Annotated in this window: 16 protein-coding genes and 2 tRNA genes; 9 read left to right on the top strand and 9 right to left on the bottom strand. The window is 39.7% G+C overall.

What is annotated here, in order from left to right; genetic code table 11:
* Positions 1 to 127: 127 nt before the first annotated feature.
* Both A6733_RS03125 and A6733_RS03120 read left to right on the top strand, forming a co-directional pair.
* The gene (locus A6733_RS03125; protein WP_176696101.1) at positions 128 to 1,489 is read left to right on the top strand and encodes a high affinity choline transporter 1; all 1,362 of its coding nucleotides are present in this window, start codon (positions 128 to 130) and stop codon (positions 1,487 to 1,489) included.
* Positions 1,490 to 1,547: 58 nt separating this feature from the next.
* On the top strand, positions 1,548 to 2,990 hold the full coding sequence (locus tag A6733_RS03120; RefSeq protein ID WP_175330506.1) for a high affinity choline transporter 1: 1,443 nt from the start codon (positions 1,548 to 1,550) through the stop codon (positions 2,988 to 2,990).
* A gap of 3 nt (positions 2,991 to 2,993) precedes the next feature.
* On the opposite strand, the gene clpA is transcribed toward A6733_RS03120, so the two are convergent.
* From clpA to rplU, 7 genes are all read right to left on the bottom strand, one after another.
* Positions 2,994 to 5,312: an ATP-dependent Clp protease ATP-binding subunit ClpA gene (gene clpA, locus A6733_RS03115; RefSeq protein ID WP_092402051.1), complete on the bottom strand. Its 2,319-nt coding sequence runs from the start codon at positions 5,310 to 5,312 to the stop codon at positions 2,994 to 2,996.
* A 315-nt stretch (positions 5,313 to 5,627) separates the two neighbouring features.
* Positions 5,628 to 6,776 carry a succinyl-diaminopimelate desuccinylase gene (gene dapE, locus A6733_RS03110; RefSeq protein WP_092402054.1) on the bottom strand — a complete coding sequence of 383 codons (1,149 nt, stop codon included), beginning with the start codon at positions 6,774 to 6,776 and terminating at the stop codon, positions 5,628 to 5,630.
* Positions 6,769 to 7,596, bottom strand: coding sequence for a 2,3,4,5-tetrahydropyridine-2,6-dicarboxylate N-succinyltransferase (locus A6733_RS03105; RefSeq protein WP_242641481.1), 828 nt, complete (start codon positions 7,594 to 7,596; stop codon positions 6,769 to 6,771). Before A6733_RS03105 ends, dapE begins: the two co-directional genes overlap by 8 nt.
* Before the next feature lie 41 nt (positions 7,597 to 7,637).
* A complete protein-coding gene (locus tag A6733_RS03100) occupies positions 7,638 to 8,309 on the bottom strand; it encodes a VirB8 family type IV secretion system protein (RefSeq protein WP_092402057.1) in 672 nt (223 codons plus the stop codon).
* Between the two features lie 123 nt (positions 8,310 to 8,432).
* Complete coding sequence (gene cgtA, locus A6733_RS03095; RefSeq protein WP_092402060.1) at positions 8,433 to 9,485, bottom strand: Obg family GTPase CgtA; 1,053 nt, start codon at positions 9,483 to 9,485, stop codon at positions 8,433 to 8,435.
* A 6-nt stretch (positions 9,486 to 9,491) separates the two neighbouring features.
* Positions 9,492 to 9,761 (bottom strand): 50S ribosomal protein L27, encoded by a 270-nt coding sequence (gene rpmA, locus A6733_RS03090; protein ID WP_092402063.1) that lies wholly within the window; start codon positions 9,759 to 9,761, stop codon positions 9,492 to 9,494.
* 39 nt (positions 9,762 to 9,800) lie between these two features.
* Positions 9,801 to 10,112 (bottom strand): 50S ribosomal protein L21, encoded by a 312-nt coding sequence (gene rplU, locus A6733_RS03085; RefSeq protein ID WP_092402066.1) that lies wholly within the window; start codon positions 10,110 to 10,112, stop codon positions 9,801 to 9,803.
* A 240-nt stretch (positions 10,113 to 10,352) separates the two neighbouring features.
* Here rplU and A6733_RS03080 point away from each other — a divergent pair, with 240 nt between their 5' ends.
* From A6733_RS03080 to A6733_RS03065, 5 genes are all read left to right on the top strand, one after another.
* Entirely contained in the window at positions 10,353 to 11,336 is a 984-nt protein-coding gene (locus tag A6733_RS03080) for a polyprenyl synthetase family protein (RefSeq protein WP_092402069.1), read from the top strand.
* Between the two features lie 7 nt (positions 11,337 to 11,343).
* Positions 11,344 to 11,420: transfer RNA gene (locus tag A6733_RS03075), tRNA-Pro, on the top strand.
* Between the two features lie 45 nt (positions 11,421 to 11,465).
* Positions 11,466 to 11,657 carry a hypothetical protein gene (locus A6733_RS08275; RefSeq protein WP_139057492.1) on the top strand — a complete coding sequence of 64 codons (192 nt, stop codon included), beginning with the start codon at positions 11,466 to 11,468 and terminating at the stop codon, positions 11,655 to 11,657.
* 3 nt (positions 11,658 to 11,660) lie between these two features.
* A complete protein-coding gene (locus A6733_RS03070; protein WP_092411353.1) occupies positions 11,661 to 12,365 on the top strand; it encodes a hypothetical protein in 705 nt (234 codons plus the stop codon).
* A gap of 1 nt (position 12,366) precedes the next feature.
* Positions 12,367 to 12,678, top strand: coding sequence for a hypothetical protein (locus A6733_RS03065; RefSeq protein WP_092402078.1), 312 nt, complete (start codon positions 12,367 to 12,369; stop codon positions 12,676 to 12,678).
* An 8-nt stretch (positions 12,679 to 12,686) separates the two neighbouring features.
* On the opposite strand, the gene A6733_RS03060 is transcribed toward A6733_RS03065, so the two are convergent.
* Positions 12,687 to 12,763, bottom strand: a tRNA-Met gene (locus A6733_RS03060).
* Between the two features lie 666 nt (positions 12,764 to 13,429).
* Here A6733_RS03060 and A6733_RS03055 point away from each other — a divergent pair.
* Together A6733_RS03055 and A6733_RS03050 are read left to right on the top strand one after the other, a co-directional pair.
* On the top strand, positions 13,430 to 15,331 hold the full coding sequence (locus A6733_RS03055) for a coiled-coil domain-containing protein (protein ID WP_092460405.1): 1,902 nt from the start codon (positions 13,430 to 13,432) through the stop codon (positions 15,329 to 15,331).
* 333 nt (positions 15,332 to 15,664) lie between these two features.
* Positions 15,665 to 16,549 carry a hypothetical protein gene (locus A6733_RS03050; RefSeq protein WP_092411351.1) on the top strand — a complete coding sequence of 295 codons (885 nt, stop codon included), beginning with the start codon at positions 15,665 to 15,667 and terminating at the stop codon, positions 16,547 to 16,549.
* Between the two features lie 259 nt (positions 16,550 to 16,808).
* Here A6733_RS03050 and A6733_RS03045 read toward each other — a convergent pair whose 3' ends face one another.
* The gene (locus tag A6733_RS03045; RefSeq protein WP_092460402.1) at positions 16,809 to 17,186 is read right to left on the bottom strand and encodes a hypothetical protein; all 378 of its coding nucleotides are present in this window, start codon (positions 17,184 to 17,186) and stop codon (positions 16,809 to 16,811) included.
* Between the last annotated feature and the right edge of the window lie 168 nt (positions 17,187 to 17,354).

Genomic DNA, 17,354 nt, shown 5'->3' with positions numbered 1-17,354 from the left:
CATCTTGTCAAAAAAAAAAAATTATTGAATTATTGATCCAATAGAGTGCAAGTATGCTGGAAGGCAATATCCCATGTTATTAGGTCTTATATCCGTTTTTATTATCTTCATCCTCATACTAAGTTATGTGTCATCGAGCAATGTTAAGACACTGGAAGACTTTGTATCAGCTGATGGCAAGCTGCCAGTATACCTTCTAGCACCAGTGGTAGTATGTTCTTGGATAGGTGGAGGCACCCTTATAGGTGCGCCTGCAATATTTGTTGATAAGGGTATATCAGGAATATTCGGGGATCCTCTTGGAACAACAATGTGCTTGTGGTTGGTTGCACTTTTTTTGGGAAAAACAATATATAGGGAAAAAGTAGTAACTCTAGGTGAATATTTTCGTAAGCGCTTTGGGCGTCAAGTTGAGCAAGTACTGTCTCTAGCCATAATCGCATCTTACCTGGGATGGTCGGTAAGTGTTATTCACGCAGCGCAAATAGTCATACAGCTTCTTACTGGCGAAGCCTTTGGCAAAACTTCTGCCGCTATTGTATCCGGTTTGGTCATAACAGCCTACACTATATTAGGCGGGATGTGGTCTGCAGCACTAACAAACTATATAATAACTGCCGCTGTTCTATCAGGGTTGTTCTGGGTGTTTTATTCCGTAAGCGCCCCACTAGGTGGCATTGTTCCATTGGTAGAAATAGCTATAAATCAGGGAAAATTTACTTTCTTCCCAGACACTTCGGCGGGTGCGCTATTAGCACAATTTTCCAATTTATCCATAATGATGCTCGGACTTATGCCACAACAGGACTTGTTACAAAGAATAAACAGTGCTACGAATGAAAGAACTGTCAGGTCGTCGCACTTAATTGGTGGGGCAATGTACTTACTTATCTCTATGGTGCCTATTTTAACTGCATATGCCGTAAAGATATCTCACCCAGACATATCCAACCACTGGATGCAAAAAGATCCCCAGTTTGTTCTACCAATGTATATACTCACATACAGTTCCACTGCGGTTAAAGTTTGTTTCTTTGGAGCCCTGTTCTCTGGTCTGTTAACTTCTGGTAGTGCATCTATGCTAGCACCATCAGTATCCTTAGTTGAAAACATTATCCGGCCATTTAAAGATATAACTAACGAGCAGGCCTTATTTCTATCTAGGGCGGTTGTTGTTTTATTTGCTCTGGGAGTTACCACAGTTGATATTTTATCTTCAGACTCAATTTATCAACAGATACTAAACGCGTACAGCGTAACCCTAGTATTGGTTCTAGTGCCCATGGTGGCTGGATTGTACTGGAAAAAAGCCAATATAAAAGGAGTTTTATTCAGCGTCATACTTGGCATAGTGTTTTGGGCTCTTTCTAATTTCACACCTTCTGAATTTCCTGGTGTATTGGTTGGAGTATCTGGAAGCGCTCTTGGTATGGTTTTAGGTAGTATGTTGCCCTCAAAAAGTCTAAATGTAATTTTTAGACCCAAGTAGTTTTAATTGGCTAATATATTATGCGTATAAATATTAAGTATTAAATACAGGAATCATTGTGAATTGGTTAAATTTAAGCATCGCCTCGTATGTTATATTTTCTGTCCTATTGGGTGTTTATGCGGGAAGAAAGGTTAAGTCTTCACGGGACTATGTAATAGCTGGCAAGCATCTTCCCTTCTCCATTGCTACGGCCACGATAATTTCTTCTTGGTTCGGTGCTTCTTCGGTACTGGGATCGTCAGGAAAATTCATTCGTGATGGTGTAATTGGTATTATTATGGATCCTTTTAGTGCTGCCATGTGTTTGATTGCTATTGCGATATTCTACGCACGGCGCATATATAGATGCAACACGGTAACAGTAGGTGATTTTTTCCACAATCACTATGGGGAAAAGATATCGATATTGTTTTGTTTCGTTAGTGCTATAACCTATATAGGATGGATTGCGGCACAAATCCAGGCATTTAGCTTGATAATAGATGTTCTTTCAGGAGAAAGCATATCGCATGTGTTGTCCATAGTAATATCATCAGCTGTGGTAGTAACTTACACTATGTTTGGTGGAATGTGGTCTGTAGCTCTTACAGACTTTCTGCAAACAACCATTATTATCTGTAGCATGATATTTTTGTCATTCCTTATCTTTGGCAAGATACACCCGGCTGAAATATTCCATCATGCTCAGCAAGCACACAAAATGGATTTTCTCAGAAACAGATCGTGGTCCGAGGTAGTTGCTCTTGTATCTTCACTTTTAACCATACCTTGCGGATTGATCCCGCAGCAGGATGTTTTTCAGAGGGTAAACTCTGCAAAAACTGAAAATACGATAGTCGCTAGCTCCCTAACTGCAAGTGTTTTGTATCTTATCTTAGGATTATGTCCAATAGTTTTTGGCTACGCTGCAACCATACTGGTACCAGATTTGGTGACTCAATATGCTGCAACTGATACCCAGATGATACTTCCGGAATTTATCCTCAACTATACTCCGTTTTTAGCACGTGTTTTGTTTTTTGGTGCAATAGTATCTGGGCTAATGGGAACAGCCAGTGCAGGAGTCCTTGCATCTTCTGTAATTATAGCTAAAAACCTGATAGTACCTATATTTAAATTCCCTAAGAGTGATAGTCAATTGCTTTTTACGATTCGTTCTGTTTCTGTGGGAATAGGTATACTTGTCGTTATTTTTAATCTGATATCCAACAAAATGATCCTAGACGTAATAACTGGATCTTTTTCTATAAGCTGTGTGTTTATATTTGTTCCGTTTAGCCTGGCATTGTTCTGCCCCAACAGGGCGAACAAAAAAGTAGCTTACTTCTCCATAGCTACTGCTATGTTGTTCTGGGCTACATGGGGTATATCAACTGGCAATATGTCAGCATCCACCTCCATTGTTGGAATATTAGGAAGCTTATTGGGTGGTGTTATAGGAATCTTCGCCACCAGATACGACAAAAAAGTAATCTATAAAATACATGCAATACAGTAGCGTTTAGGCTGTTTTTTCTTTCTCTGGCTGCCTCTCTTCCTTAGTAGGATTAAGTGGGAGGCGGTTATCTAGGTCGAATTTTATTATCCCGTTCTCATCTATATCGATACTGACCTTACCTCCGTTAGAAAGGCCACCAAAAAGAGTCTCCTCTGATATAGGTTTGCGTATTTTATTTACTATAAGTCGATTAAGTGGTCTAGCACCCATAACAGGATCAAAGCCATTTTTAGATAGATAGCTACGAATGTTATTAGTAAAGGTAACCTCAATATTTTTATCTAGCAGTTGTTCTTCGAGTTGTAATAAAAACTTATTAACAACAGAGTTTATTACTTCTTTATCAAGAGCTTTAAAACAAACAATTTCGTCTAGGCGATTACGAAATTCTGGAGAAAACACCTTCTTGATCTCTACTAATTCATCACCATGCTCTCTTTTGGAATTAAATCCCAAAACCGGCTTTTGCAAAGACTCAGCACCTATATTAGTTGTCATTATAATTATAATATTACGAAAATCTGCCTTTCTTCCAATGTTATCTGTCAGCGTACCGTGATCCATAACTTGCAACAAAATATTAAAAACATCGGTATGTGCTTTCTCAATTTCATCTAGCAATAAAACGCAATGTGGCACCTTACAAATTGTTTCAGTAAGCAACCCTCCTCGATCGTATCCGACATAACCTGGAGGTGAGCCTATAAGCCTTGATACAGCATGCCTTTCCATATATTCAGACATATCAAACCTAACTAAAGTTAGGCCTAATAAATATGCTAACTGCCTAGCCAATTCTGTCTTCCCGACACCAGTTGGTCCACTAAATAAAAAGCTGCCTATAGGCTTATTTGGCGAATTAAGACCAGCACGCGACAATTTAATAGCAGATGTTAGGGAATCAATTGCTGCATCTTGACCAAAAATAACGGACTTCAGGTCGCGCTCTATTCTAAAAAGCAGTGCACGATCATCACTACTAACGGCAGCAGGAGAAACTCTAGACATATTTGCGACTACATCTTCTATTTCTGCTTTATCTATAATTTTTTTACGATTCTTCTCTGAAAGTAGATGTTGTGCTGCCCCTGCTTCATCTAAAACATCTATGGCTTTATCAGGCAAGTTACGATCGTTAATGTATTTTGATGACAGTTCTGCTGCAGATACAATTGCTGCTTTTGTATATTCAACAGAGTGGTGTTGTTCTAGATATTCCTTCATTCCCATAAGTATTTGTATTGTATCTACTACTGACGGCTCATCAATATTTATTCTTTGAAACCGACGAGACAGGGCAGCATCTTTATCGAATATCCCTCTAAACTCAGAGTAAGTTGTAGCTCCTATGCAGCGTAATTGACCGGATGATAGAGCAGGTTTAAGCAAATTTGAGGCATCTAATGTACCACCAGAAGACGATCCGGCTCCTATCATGGTATGTATTTCATCAATAAAGAGAATAGAGTACGGTCGTTTGGACAGTCCGTGAATAACTGATTTTAGGCGCTGTTCAAAATCTCCTCTATATTTTGTTCCAGCAAGTAATACCCCCATATCTAAAAGGTATACTACTGCACCTCTGAGAATATCAGGAACTTTACGCTGCACGATTAGCTGAGCCAATCCTTCTACAATTGCGGTTTTCCCAACTCCAGCTTCTCCAACTAGGATAGGGTTATTTTTTCTACGACGACACAGTACTTGTGCTACTCGATTGATTTCTTTTTCCCTGCCAATTAGCCTATCTATACCCCCCGATAGGGCCATTTTGTTCAAATTATGTGTGTATACTTCAAAAGCATCTTCATCGGGATAGGAAACCTCGTCTGGCAAATTATGGGCCACGTTATCCATACTTAGGCTACGAGAAAAATCATTATCACTACTTCTATTAACACTACCATTGGATACACAATTTACTACGTCACTTCTAGTCAATCCCTGCTCATTTAAGAAATAAAGTGCGTGTGAATCTCGTTCTGAGAAAATAGAAACTAAAACATTGGCGCCTGTAACCTCGGTTTTACCGGATGATTGTACATGTAGAATTGCTCTTTGAATAACTCTTTGGAACCCCAAAGTTGGACTAGTATCAACAATTTGGTCACCTTGAACAATTGGAGTATGTTCATCTATAAATAGAGATAATTGACGCCTTAGAAGATCTATATGAACTGAACATAGGCGCAAAACATCTGCTGCGGAGTGGTTATCGAGCAGCGACAACAACAAATGTTCAACAGTAATGAACTCATGTCTTTTTTGTCGCGCCTCAACAAAAGCATTATGGAGAGTAATTTCTAGTTCTTGAGATATCATATACCTTCCAATAATGTAAGTTGTAATTCTTTGTTTTTATACATTATATATGTCCAATCTAGCTTCTTATAAATTTATTATTGACATCTTTATTGTTGATATCTTAATTTTTCATTAATTAGACAGTAATTCAGGGGTTGGACAAAAAACTACCAACAAAATTAGGCGGCTCATCTACTAAAATAACCCAACGGAAACGTCCGATATCTGCAAAACGTTATTACAGAAGGAAAAAATACGTTTAAACTAACAACAAAAATTTATTGATATTCTCAATTATAAAAAACTAGCTTAGAATCCATAATAAAACCGAGCTTATTTACTAACTCCTTCACGGTAACTCAACAATTCATCTAAAACGCCGCGATATATGCCAACGAGAATATCTACATCACTCACCAAAACTCGTTCATCTACTTGATGAGCTGTATCACCAACAACACCAAATTCTACTACTTCTCTACAAATATCGACGATGAAACGACCATCACTTGCACCTCCTTTTGTATTAACAACTGGTCTGTAACCGGTTATTAGTTCCGTTTGTTTAGATAAAACTTCGGACATATAACCTGTATTAGAATAGAAAGGAATAGCTCCAGAAACCCATTTCTTATTAGATAACGTTACCCTTGTATCAAGAATTATTTGATCAATCTCTGCCTTCAAATCACTTTCATGATGATCGGGGCAATATCTAATATTTATGGCTACATAGCAGGACCCAGGGACAACATTATCAACCCCAACACCTGCTTTAATATTGGTAATTTGCAGTGAGGTTTTTTGGAAATTATTGTTACCACAATCCCAATGATGTGAAACAAGATTAGTCAAGAACGCCAATGCGTTATGGCATGCATTATTTGCATTTTCGTATGAGACATGACCTTGTGTACCTGAAACAGTAAAGTTACAAGACAGCGACCCACGAGCGCCATTTTTAATTCTATCTCCTATACGAGACAGGCTAACTGGTTCACCAACAAGGCAAAAATCAATTTCTACATTCTGTTCCTTCAACCATTTTACTACTTTAGCCGTTCCATCTATCGCATAAGATTCTTCATCAGAAGTAACTAAAAAACATATAGTACCGCTATGATCAGGAAATTCCGTCACAAAATCTTCAGCAGCAACCACCAGAGCGGCTAATCCGGTTTTCATATCGCAGGCTCCTCTACCATAAAGATAGCCATTAGAAACAACTGGATCGAAAGGAGGATAGCTCCACTCTGAAAATAATCCTACTGGTACCACATCAGTATGTCCGGCAAAACAAATGCATGGGCTACCTTTACCATGGGTGGCCCAAAAATTTTTCACATTTCCATAATTAAGTCTTCTGCAAAAAAAACCAGACTTCTCGAGACGGGAGATAATAATATCCTGGCACCCTGCATCTTCTGGGGAGACTGATGGACAGGCAATAAGTTCCTTGGACAGCTCTAAAACTTTATTCATCCCTTAACAATTCACTAAAAACGATCTTCTTACGTGTACCATCATCAACTGTTTTTACTATAACAGCGCAGGATATGCTGCAACCACCTTTATCTTTGCATGATCCAGGAACAACCACTGAATATTCTGGAACTACACCGTATGATATAGATCCGGTATCTCTATTCACTATTCTAGTAGAAGCGCTTATGCAAACCCCTGCTCCTACAACGCTACCGCGTTTTACTATAATACCTTCTGCTATAACGGATCCTGCACCTATTAATACATCATCTTCGATGATAACTGGCCTATCTTGGATTGGCTCTAGGACTCCTCCGATCACAGAGTTAGCAGATATATGGCAATTCTTGCCAATCTGAGCACCCCCACCTAAAACTGCACCTATATCGATCATTGTACCCTTATCAACGTAACAGCCAACATTTACGAAGCATGGCATTAATATTACGCTAGGTGCAACATAGGAACCAAATCTTACTATTGCACCTGGAACAACGCGACACTTTGACTCATAGAAATCATTCTCGTCAAAATCTGAGAATTTAAGCTTGCACATATCAAAATAACGAAAAACACCATTTTCATATAATTTCATTGTTTGTGTACGAAATGACAAAACGATTGCCTTCTTCAACCATTCGTGGGTAATCCACTCACCAGATACAAATTCTGCTAAACGCAGATAACCATTATCTAAAGAAGATAAAATTCGGTTGATACAATCTCTATATTCTGGAGCAATAGTTTTACTTGATAAAGATGTGCGCTCAATCCATGCCTTGTTAACAATGTTCTCATCAGTCATTTGAAAAGACATATATGATTTTACCTTGTATAAACTTACTTCAACAAAAACAATCAGGAACTATGTCCTAAGCTTGATGCTATTCCGGAGGCATTCATAGGAGAAATAGAAAAATGAGTTACAAACAAACCTAATGGATTATATTTTGCATCATTTTCATGCACTGGTGGCAAAATAAAAAACTCTATGTGCATCATTTTATCTTCGCGGCTTGTTACTGCTCCATTGTGATAAATGGTCAATGTAAGGGTTAAGTCAGCATAGCGCGCATCATGATTTCCCCCGATAACTAGGGAGTGAAAAGACACGGAACGTCCATATCCTTTGTTATCGGAAATATTTTTGCCGGGCATATCTGACTGTACAAATCTGTATAGTTCTGTAACTGCTGGTCCCCTGACCCAAGAGGATGCCAAGGATAAATCCCTACGTATGCTACGAATATCAACTGACAATAGTCTTTCTACCCAAAGGCGAATAAAATATGAAACATTAGCTGCTGTAGGAAGAAATGGTTCTATATCTAAAGTTTTCAGATGTCCATTCGCATCTCCAACTATGATAAAGCGATTCTCTCTACTTGAGTCAATCAATTTCAAAATAACAACAGACTGAAGGATATTAGAAAGTACCAGTAGTATTACGAGAATAAAAACGCGTCTATTGATAAAAGCGGGCAGGATAAACAATTTATGAAAACGTTCCAAAGACGAGAAGGAACCCATACATCACCTTAAAGGTAAGATTCAGTTAACAAGATGATAATTTGAAATTAGCAATATTTATTCTTAATTATTAAATCAGGCCATGCCACTATGTATAAGTAAAGGAGGATACGGTCTACGTTATCAAGCAAGACCCTCTATGAGGGTACCAGTATAAACTGGTGTGCCTAACTCTCTCAGGAAAAGCGACACATCATTCACCAGTGTATTACAATTCATACCACTAAGGCTGGATATGCAGTAGATCTGCTCTATAGGAAACGGCAGACGTTTGGATAAATCTGATCTTAGTTGAGATATTTCATCATTTGAGTAAGATTCTGATTTATTGCAAACTAACCACCTTGGCTTAAGCAGCAATTCCGAATTAAAGTTTACCAGCTCTGTTTCTATAGCGCGAAACTCCTTTTCTATGGCATCTAGATCCATAGAAAAGGCATCAATTACCTGAAACAACAATCTAGTACGCTGTACATGCCTCAAAAATCTGTGTCCTAATCCCAGTCCTTCGGAGGCTCCCTCTATTAGTCCTGGAATATCGGCCATAACAAAGCTATTAAAATAGGAAGTACGAACTACTCCTAGATATGGCTGCAGGGTAGTAAATGGATAATCAGCTACTTTAGGCGTAGCGGAAGAAACGCAGCGAATAAGAGTTGATTTACCGACGTTAGGCTTACCAATCAGCCCGACATCGGCCACTACCTTCAATTCAAAATGTACATTAACTGACTCTCCAACTCCTCCTGGGGTAGATTGCCTTGGTGCACGATTAGACCCGGACTTAAAATGCTCGTTACCAAAGCCTCCTCGTCCCCCCTTAGCTAACAAAACTTTCTTTCCATGGGATTCTAGATCTCCCAAGATAATGCCAAGATCATGATTACGGACTATTGTTCCCACAGGAACTGGCAGGAACACATCCTCCGCGGCACGTCCATAACAGCTACGGCTTCCACCACGCTTGCCATTCTTGGCCTTACAATGATTCTTATAGCGGTACTCTATGAGGGTATTTATATTTTCATCAGCTATTGCCCAAACGCTACCGCCACGCCCCCCATCGCCGCCGCTTGGACCTCCCTTAGGAACGTACTTCTCCCTACGGAAGGAGACCATTCCGTCACCACCATCACCTGCACTAACTTTAACGAGCACCTCATCGATAAATTTCATTAAGGGCTAAGAAACGCAAGTAGCTGGAATAATTGATACTACTCTTCTCTTCAAACGTCCCCCCACAGTAAATTTAACGTGACCTGGGGTTAGTGCAAAGAGAGTATAATCGCGACCCAGGCCAACGTTCTTTCCTGGATGAAAACTTGTACCACGTTGACGAACAACAATACCACCAGCCTTTACAAACTGGCCACCAAAAACCTTGATTCCCAGTCGCTTTGACTCAGAGTCACGACCATTACGAGAACTACCACCAGCCTTCTTATGAGCCATAATAAAACCTCACATTGTAAGCGGAACAATCATCAAAAACTATCCAATGCTATCAATACGAACATCAGTGTAATACTGGCGATGCCCCTGTCTCTTCTGATAATGCTTACGGCGGCGCATCTTAAAAATATGTATCTTCTCCCCACGACCAGCTGATACCACAGTGGCTTTCACAGAAACGCCATCCAAAAAAGGGCAGCCTACATCTATTTCTTCTTCAGAACGCTTTACAAGCAAAATCTCTTCAAAATTCCAACTAGAACCAACTTCGGCATCCAAACGCTCCACACGTATGACATCCCCGACGGAAGCACGATACTGCTTACCACCGGTCTTAAAAACTGCATACATAAATTAAGCTCCTGAGTAGAAACGTGTTTAGCAAAAACACCGCTTAAACACGCGCAGTGTCAATTCTATGATAGGTTAAGCTAAAATGAAAGCTAGCGGATACCGAAAAGTATATGATACGGCCGCTGCTGCTGTATAAAGCGGAAAGATATTAACATGTCCCTTTCTTGAGTCAATACGGATAAGGTCTTGTAGCTCTGCATAAACCACATCACACGTTGCAAATCGCAGGGGTCAGATATGACACAACATCACGATAGATTGGTAGCAATACACGAATTTATGAAGGAAGAATTACTACATTTTGAAAATGCCATGAAAAAACATCTTTCCTCTGGAACAAAAAAAATTGAAGATATTTCCCAACATATTATCAACGGTGGGGGGAAAAAAATTAGGCCACTGATTGTGCTAGCTGTAGCACGCACGTGTGGTTACCAAGGATTACTGCATGCTGATCTTGCTGCCATGATTGAACTTATACATGTCGCTACGCTTCTTCACGACGATGTAGTTGACGAAGGTTCGCTACGTAGGGGGGGTAAAACGGCCAATGCTGTCTTTGGAAATGCAGTTAGTATTTTGGTGGGGGATTTTTTATACACACGAGCTTTCCAGATAATGGTTCAAGTAAAAGCACAAGAAATTCTGGAGGTCATGTCTGAGGCCACAAACAAGACAGCAGAGGGCGAAGTAATACAGCTAGTACACAATAAACACCTGGAACTCAAGAGACAGGACTATATGGACATAATAGACAAGAAAACAGCTCAAATATTCTGTGCAGCTGCGCAAGTTGGAAGCATAATTGCTGAATCCTCTCTAGACAATCAAAAAAAGTGGGCAAATTACGGATACAACATAGGCATGGCATTTCAGCTAATGGATGACCTACTTGATTACACGGCTAACCCCAAGCTTTCCGGTAAGGTTACGGGTCAAGATTTGTCTGAGGGAAAAGTCACCCTGCCGATTATACACGCCCTAGAACAATCTTCCTCAGAAGAAAAGCAAATAATTAGCGAAATAATGTCGCAAAAGAGCGTTAAAAACTTAGATAAAATAAGACATATACTGCATAAAAAATGCTCACTAGAATATGTTCATCAGCAGGCGGTACATTTTTCCCAAAAGGCTAAAGAGGCTATAGAAGAGGTAGTAGATTCACAATTCAAATCAATATTGCTAGAATTAGCTGACTTTACCGTCAATCGTCACAGGTAGGTTATCGCGGGGTGTAGCTTAGCCAGGTAGAGCGCTACGTTCGGGACGTAGAGGCCGGAGGTTCAAATCCTCTCTCCCCGACCAATATGATCTTCTATTCTATGGGGGATCTTTTAAAGGGGGATTATTATGAAATTAGGCAAGAAAAGTTTCCGTGCATCCAATAGTACTTGCAACGATTGCCATCAGAGCTCATACAAGCAATATGGTAGCTACGGTCAGTATGGTAGTAGCTATGGTCAGTCTTATGGAGCTTATGGCAATCATTATGGTTTTGCTTATGGCCAGTATGGTCAAAGCAAAATAAGTAAAACTAGGTAGTAAATGCAATCATCTAGGATTACTGTAGGATGGACACTATCCGAAGAAGGCGGATCCGTCCTTTTCTACAGCCCTGAGCCGTTATCGTCTTTGTATTCTAGAAAAATGATTGGTGTATCGGCGTGTCCTGCTGTTCAGCACTATGAGCATCGCGTGTTTTGTGTACGTAGTCCCTATTCTTTGCGCATACGTGCTAAGTTCGACAATGATAAATGGTATTTTTACCCTGTTTATCCTTTTACAGAAATGCCTGAGAGTAGTCTTTTCGAGCGTGTTCAATTTCAGCCAAGGTCTGCTTGGCGTGATCCTTTCGTTCCGGTGTTGCAGTTACTTTTACCGTATGTATTTGTAAGTGATGAGGATGTTTTTTTGAATCAGATTGAGGCTCCGTGTGGGAAAAACCGCAATTGGTCGCTTCTATCTGGTCGTTTTAACATTTATGACTGGCAACGCCCTATAAACTGGGCCATTTCGTGGACAGACACATCCGAAGATATAGTTATCAGACGAGGCGATGTATTGTTCGGTTTGTTATTTGAAAGTTGTCATCCGAACAAGGGGATAGTATTAAAGAGGATGCCATATGAGGGCGCCATAAGGGCTCTTGTTGAGGAAACAAGAGGTGTTAGCACACATGTGCGTGGTACTTTTAGTTTATTTGCCATACAAAGACAGAAAAGGCTACCTGTGTTAGGTACGGAATCTTAGCATGAAGAAGGAAACCATGTGGTATGCCAACCAATGTGTGGTGGACATACTGTTTGATGAAATAAGCCAAATATACCGTGTTGGCAACAACATATGCCTGCATATAGGAAGCGATTGTGGCATAGAAAGTGGAACTCACACCATAAAAAAAGAAAAAGCCAGGCTCATAATTCCCATAGAGAGCATCGGCTCCATAATATCTGACTTCAGCCAAAGCAAACTGTTAGTAAAAGAGGACTGCTCACAAGCAATCACAGAAGAAAAAGAGAATGAAGACAGCCTCTTAGGAGAGCCATTTCACGTAGACGACTAGGGAACCACTGGTTGCGGGGGCAGGATTCGAACCTGCGACCTTCGGGTTATGAGCCCGACGAGCTACCAAACTGCTCCACCCCGCGTTAAGTAAGAGGAGAGATGAAGATTCTGCATTTACAAATCGGTTCTGTCAATAAATTTCTTTGTAATGTGAAAATATTTTTTTCTTGGCCATCTATGATCAGTATGCAGAAAAAAAGTCTAGTAACCTAAGATATAGAACAAACATAAATCTCTCATGAATAAATAAAAATAGACCGAAACAAAAACCTATGCAAATATCATATAATAAAAATTGAATTGCACTTCACTTTATATTTTATTTGTCATTAAAAAAATTAAGTTGGTTTTTTATTTTTGCATTAAGCAATGCACCTAAAAATTAACGGGTTAAATTCGTAGGTAGTTTCTCTACTTTTATTGCTGCTAAGGAAAGATTAATAATGTGTTTTCTATGCTTATTAATTATTATCTCATAGTCATTAATGAAACCTAATTCGATTAGTACATTGTCCTGGTTATCCTTAATGATACGGGTAATGCCTTCCATGATTGATATTGTTTCATGGCGGCAGATGTGGTCACATAAGAGATATGCCATAGTTTTAGGTCTTACTATAATTTCTTATAGCTATGGTAGTTGTAGATCACTTTGTAAGTAGTATTACTTATACTTATTTGCGCTTCATAATGCAGGACATAATATCGAAAAGCATTTTTGCAATATAAGAATGAACGAGGATAAATTTATGGCCGAGGGCGTAACACCGGTCGGGAGATCTGGTAGTGATCCCGCTGATGGTGGTGAAACAACTCAAACAAATCCTAATGCATCGTTGGGTGACATTACTACACGCGAAGGACGTGCAGAAAGAATGGCACAGGCAAGAGGTGCCGCTGCTTCCGCTGGCGCGAGAGTATATGCTTCTGCCGCAGAGCATGCAGAAGCAGTGGAGGAATCGTCTAGAGCTGTAAAAGCTTTGAGTATCCAGAGGGATGTTCTGTTCTACTTAGGAATTATGCTCCTTATTGTAGCGATAGTAGCGTTAGTTTTATTGCTACTTGTTAATCTCGAGGTAATTACTGCCGGCGCCCTACATCTTTCAGTTAAAGCACTCACTCTTATAGCTCTTGGATGCTGTGTTATATCTTTGGTATTACTTATAGGATCGAAAATATCATCTTCTTACCTAGAGTCAGCTTCTGTTTCCCTCAAAGAGATGGAAGTACTCAACCGCGCTGACGTTACTCTAAAAAATGCGCATGCCAGAGACATGGTGGATAAATTAAGAAATGTCGTTAGGGATGATAGCATGTCTAGGCAATTATCAGCTCAATTAGGAACGCAAAGCAAGCTTATAGATCAACAGAGAAAAGACTTAGCCAATCAAAAAGAAGATTTGGATAAAATTAGGAAAGATGCTGAAGATACTATTACAAGAATGAATAGAGAGAGAGAAGAACTTAAAGCTGAAAGAGACAGGTTACAACAAGGAATGCAAAGACTTGACAAAGAGAAACTAGGTCTTATCGACGATAAGGAAAAGCTCGAATCTGCAAGGAGGGAACTGGAATGCAGGTGCACTAAGCTTGGGGAAGAAATGGTTACGATGGAGAAAATGGTTTCTGCTGCCCAACAAACCACAAAAGAAATGCAAGAAGCCGCTGAGCGTGGTAAAGAAGATTTGAAGAGTGAAAGGGAAACATTAGAGCGCGAGAGAGCCAAAGTAGAGAGAACGTTCTACAAGCTAGGCAAGGAATTTCCAGAGTATTTTGAACAAAAAGATTTAAGACTTGATTTTGATCCAGAAGGTAAGGGCAAGGATAGAAAACGTAGTGGATCATCCTCATCATTATCATCCTCACTAAGAAGCTTATCAAGTTCCTGGGGTGCTGCTATATCAGCTTCTTTTGGTGGCAACAGCAGTAGAAGATCGTCACAAGCATCACATCATAGTGACAACGGTTCCGACAGTGAAGGGTCACCTAGGATAGTACGTGCTGGTAGCAGTAAAGGTAGACAACATGCGCCAGAAGATTTTAGCCCAGAACTTGCTGGAACCTCCAGTTTATTTGGTGGTGCTATAGCTGCTGCTGTAATCCAACCAAAGCCTACTGACTCAGGTAAAAGAGCAAAAAGAGTTACCAGAAGCGGCTCATCCGGGCCTTTTGATCGTGGTAGTCGTTACCGCTCATCAGATGGTTCAAGATCAGGTAGTAACAATGGCAGAGGTACACATGGAGAAAGAAAAGAAGATGGCAGAGATGATGCTATGACTAGCTTAGCACAGAGATTAATGATGAGCATGTCCCCTGCTTCCCATGGACATATGGGACATCCTGGTGGAATGGAACCACCACATGATGCTGTGACAACTGGTAATGCTGGAAGTAGAAGAAGCTATGCTGGAGGTTTTGGTGCTGCGGGTGACACAGGACCTGGTGGTGAACCTAAGACTAGGAAGAGCTATGCGGAAGGCACGGGTGGTAGTAGAGAAGGAGATAATCCACTTGTTAGGTTTGGCTATGATCCAAGGCGTGTATTAGATCTAGGTTCAAATAGAGGGGGTGAAAATGATGGAGATGGTAAAAAAGATGGTAAGAAAGGTAGAAAGAGTAATAAATTTCTGAGATTGTTTAAAAATAAATAGAAGGTAGTATTTAACGTAATGTCAGTAAATTAGTTCATTTAATAGTTGCTATTAGTGGGGTTAGTTGTGCCTAAGTAAGAGACTATGTAAGAGAAATTGTTTATATAGATTACCATTATAAATACACAAAAAGGTTAAATATTGAAGTGCATGTCAGGCAATTGTGACATTAAAATGGAAAACTACAGTAATAAAGTACTGGGTGTAGTAAGTGCAGAAGTAGCAGATGAAAATGACTATAAGAAATGAAATGTTAGACCGATACTTCATGTGAATTTTAGTAGTTGGTGTATCCGGTGTAACGTTAATTAAACTTAAGAAAGGAATACGAATATGGCTACAAATGGTGTTGGTGGACCTGTAGACGGACCTGTAAACGGCGATGATGGTACTCAAGTATACTCAGAGATTGGTCCTCGTGGTGTAGGTGGAGCAGAGCAGGGGGGTAGTGATAACCCTTACAGCTTAGTAGGTCCAGATGGTAGTGGTGAACACGTAGGAGTACCTGTACGATCCGGTGGAAATGGTCCGCAACTACCACCAGGAGTTAATGGAGGATGGAGGGATAAAGTAAGACAGATACTTGGCGGTGTGGGTGATAAAATTGATCCAACTGCATATCATAGGTTGTTGGGACAATATAACGCTGATGACATTCGTGCAGTTGAGGGACGTCCTGGCTTCAAAGTTAGGCATGAGGATAACACGTACATTTACACTGCTCCTATGTCTCCTGCCACCAAATTGGTGATTGTGTTCATGGTACTTCTGTTTTTATTAGTTGTGGCGTTTGCTATATTGGCTATACTTCAGAAATTAGGAGTTGTAAAGCTACCTATTGACTTGCACATAGTTGGAATAGTGCTTGCCTGTACTGTTGGTGCGGGTATGTTGTTTACTGCTGGGTTCTTTCTCGGATTGAGTGCTGGAGAGTACAAAAAACACTCAGAGGTACGAGTCAGGACTATGTTAGAAAGAGATGCTTTAAGGCAAGAGTCCAAGTTGCTAACAAATGGCTTGAAAAAGTTGGGTAAGATTGAGGATGAAGTACATGCAGCTACGGAAGAGCTTGGAGGAGCTATCTTAGGATGTAATATTAGAACCAATGCTACAAACAATGAAAATCGACGTCTTATGGAAGAAAACAAACGATTGAGAGCTCATTTGGCTAGAGTAGGAGGTTCTGGTCCTGAGGTAAGTTCTGGTTCTGAACAGTAAGGCAGTAAATTTGGTTTATCTTGTGCATGCGTGGGGCAAAGTAACTGCCCCACCATGCCTCGTCTTTTTTTAGTTTTAAGAGTAGCAAATAGTAATAGAATGAATAATATGGTGTAGCAGTACGGTGTCTCATGTCCTTTATTTCTCAGAAGCGAATCCATGCTACGGCGAGTGCCTATAGGTTGGATGTTTTGTTAGCATTAAATTAAATTCCATCATCTGTTTTTAGATATCGCTTCTTGCCTCATCATACATGTCTCTATAAAATTCTTCCCTTCTCCTGCTCTAGTTTTACCTTGTCTATTAGAAGTAAACATGCGTTGCCTTGTTTTTCAATTCCAATAACTTTATTGCCAACAAAATACAATAAGGTCATTAAAGTAAAATGGGCAGAAACATGCAAGAGCACCACACCTATACGCCTTATCATAGTTAAAAGTTTAGGAAATGAAAAACCTTGTTGTATGTTGATATAATTAAGAAGAACAAATACTGCAAAAATAGCATAACGGATTAATAAAAATATCAACAGTACGGTAATCATTCCTTTGGTAGTATGTGGTAAAGATTGTGATACCTTAGTAATACAAGTCTCTACAACATCTACATTATGTAGCAATGTTAACAAACGAATCACAATATAGGGAATAGCAGTACTTCCAAGATACTGGGATAAACGAGGTAAGAATTAAATTTAAGAAACTTGTTGTCTATAATATTGCCTATCAAATCTATCATATCATTTGAATAATCGTCTCGTTGCTGACTTTTCAATACTGTAAAGCTGCTAAAGAATCCCTCGACA

Origin of the sequence: Candidatus Ichthyocystis sparus (assembly GCF_900078745.1) — a bacterium.
Lineage (GTDB): Bacteria > Pseudomonadota > Gammaproteobacteria > Burkholderiales > 2013Ark19i > Ichthyocystis > Ichthyocystis sparus.
Note: the sequence above shows the minus strand (reverse complement) of the source record. Positions and strands in the feature narration are given on the sequence as shown.

Coding starts and splice junctions, on each gene's coding strand:
- A6733_RS03065 (WP_092402078.1), top strand. CDS start 12,367: ATGAAGAAGGAAACCATGTGGTATGCCAACCAATGTGTGGTGGACATA.
- A6733_RS08275 (WP_139057492.1), top strand. CDS start 11,466: ATGAAATTAGGCAAGAAAAGTTTCCGTGCATCCAATAGTACTTGCAAC.
- A6733_RS03100 (WP_092402057.1), bottom strand. CDS start 8,309: ATGGGTTCCTTCTCGTCTTTGGAACGTTTTCATAAATTGTTTATCCTG.
- rplU (WP_092402066.1), bottom strand. CDS start 10,112: ATGTATGCAGTTTTTAAGACCGGTGGTAAGCAGTATCGTGCTTCCGTC.
- dapE (WP_092402054.1), bottom strand. CDS start 6,776: ATGAATAAAGTTTTAGAGCTGTCCAAGGAACTTATTGCCTGTCCATCA.
- clpA (WP_092402051.1), bottom strand. CDS start 5,312: ATGATATCTCAAGAACTAGAAATTACTCTCCATAATGCTTTTGTTGAG.
- A6733_RS03050 (WP_092411351.1), top strand. CDS start 15,665: ATGGCTACAAATGGTGTTGGTGGACCTGTAGACGGACCTGTAAACGGC.
- cgtA (WP_092402060.1), bottom strand. CDS start 9,485: ATGAAATTTATCGATGAGGTGCTCGTTAAAGTTAGTGCAGGTGATGGT.
- rpmA (WP_092402063.1), bottom strand. CDS start 9,761: ATGGCTCATAAGAAGGCTGGTGGTAGTTCTCGTAATGGTCGTGACTCT.
- A6733_RS03070 (WP_092411353.1), top strand. CDS start 11,661: ATGCAATCATCTAGGATTACTGTAGGATGGACACTATCCGAAGAAGGC.
- A6733_RS03105 (WP_242641481.1), bottom strand. CDS start 7,596: ATGTCTTTTCAAATGACTGATGAGAACATTGTTAACAAGGCATGGATT.
- A6733_RS03080 (WP_092402069.1), top strand. CDS start 10,353: ATGACACAACATCACGATAGATTGGTAGCAATACACGAATTTATGAAG.
- A6733_RS03055 (WP_092460405.1), top strand. CDS start 13,430: ATGGCCGAGGGCGTAACACCGGTCGGGAGATCTGGTAGTGATCCCGCT.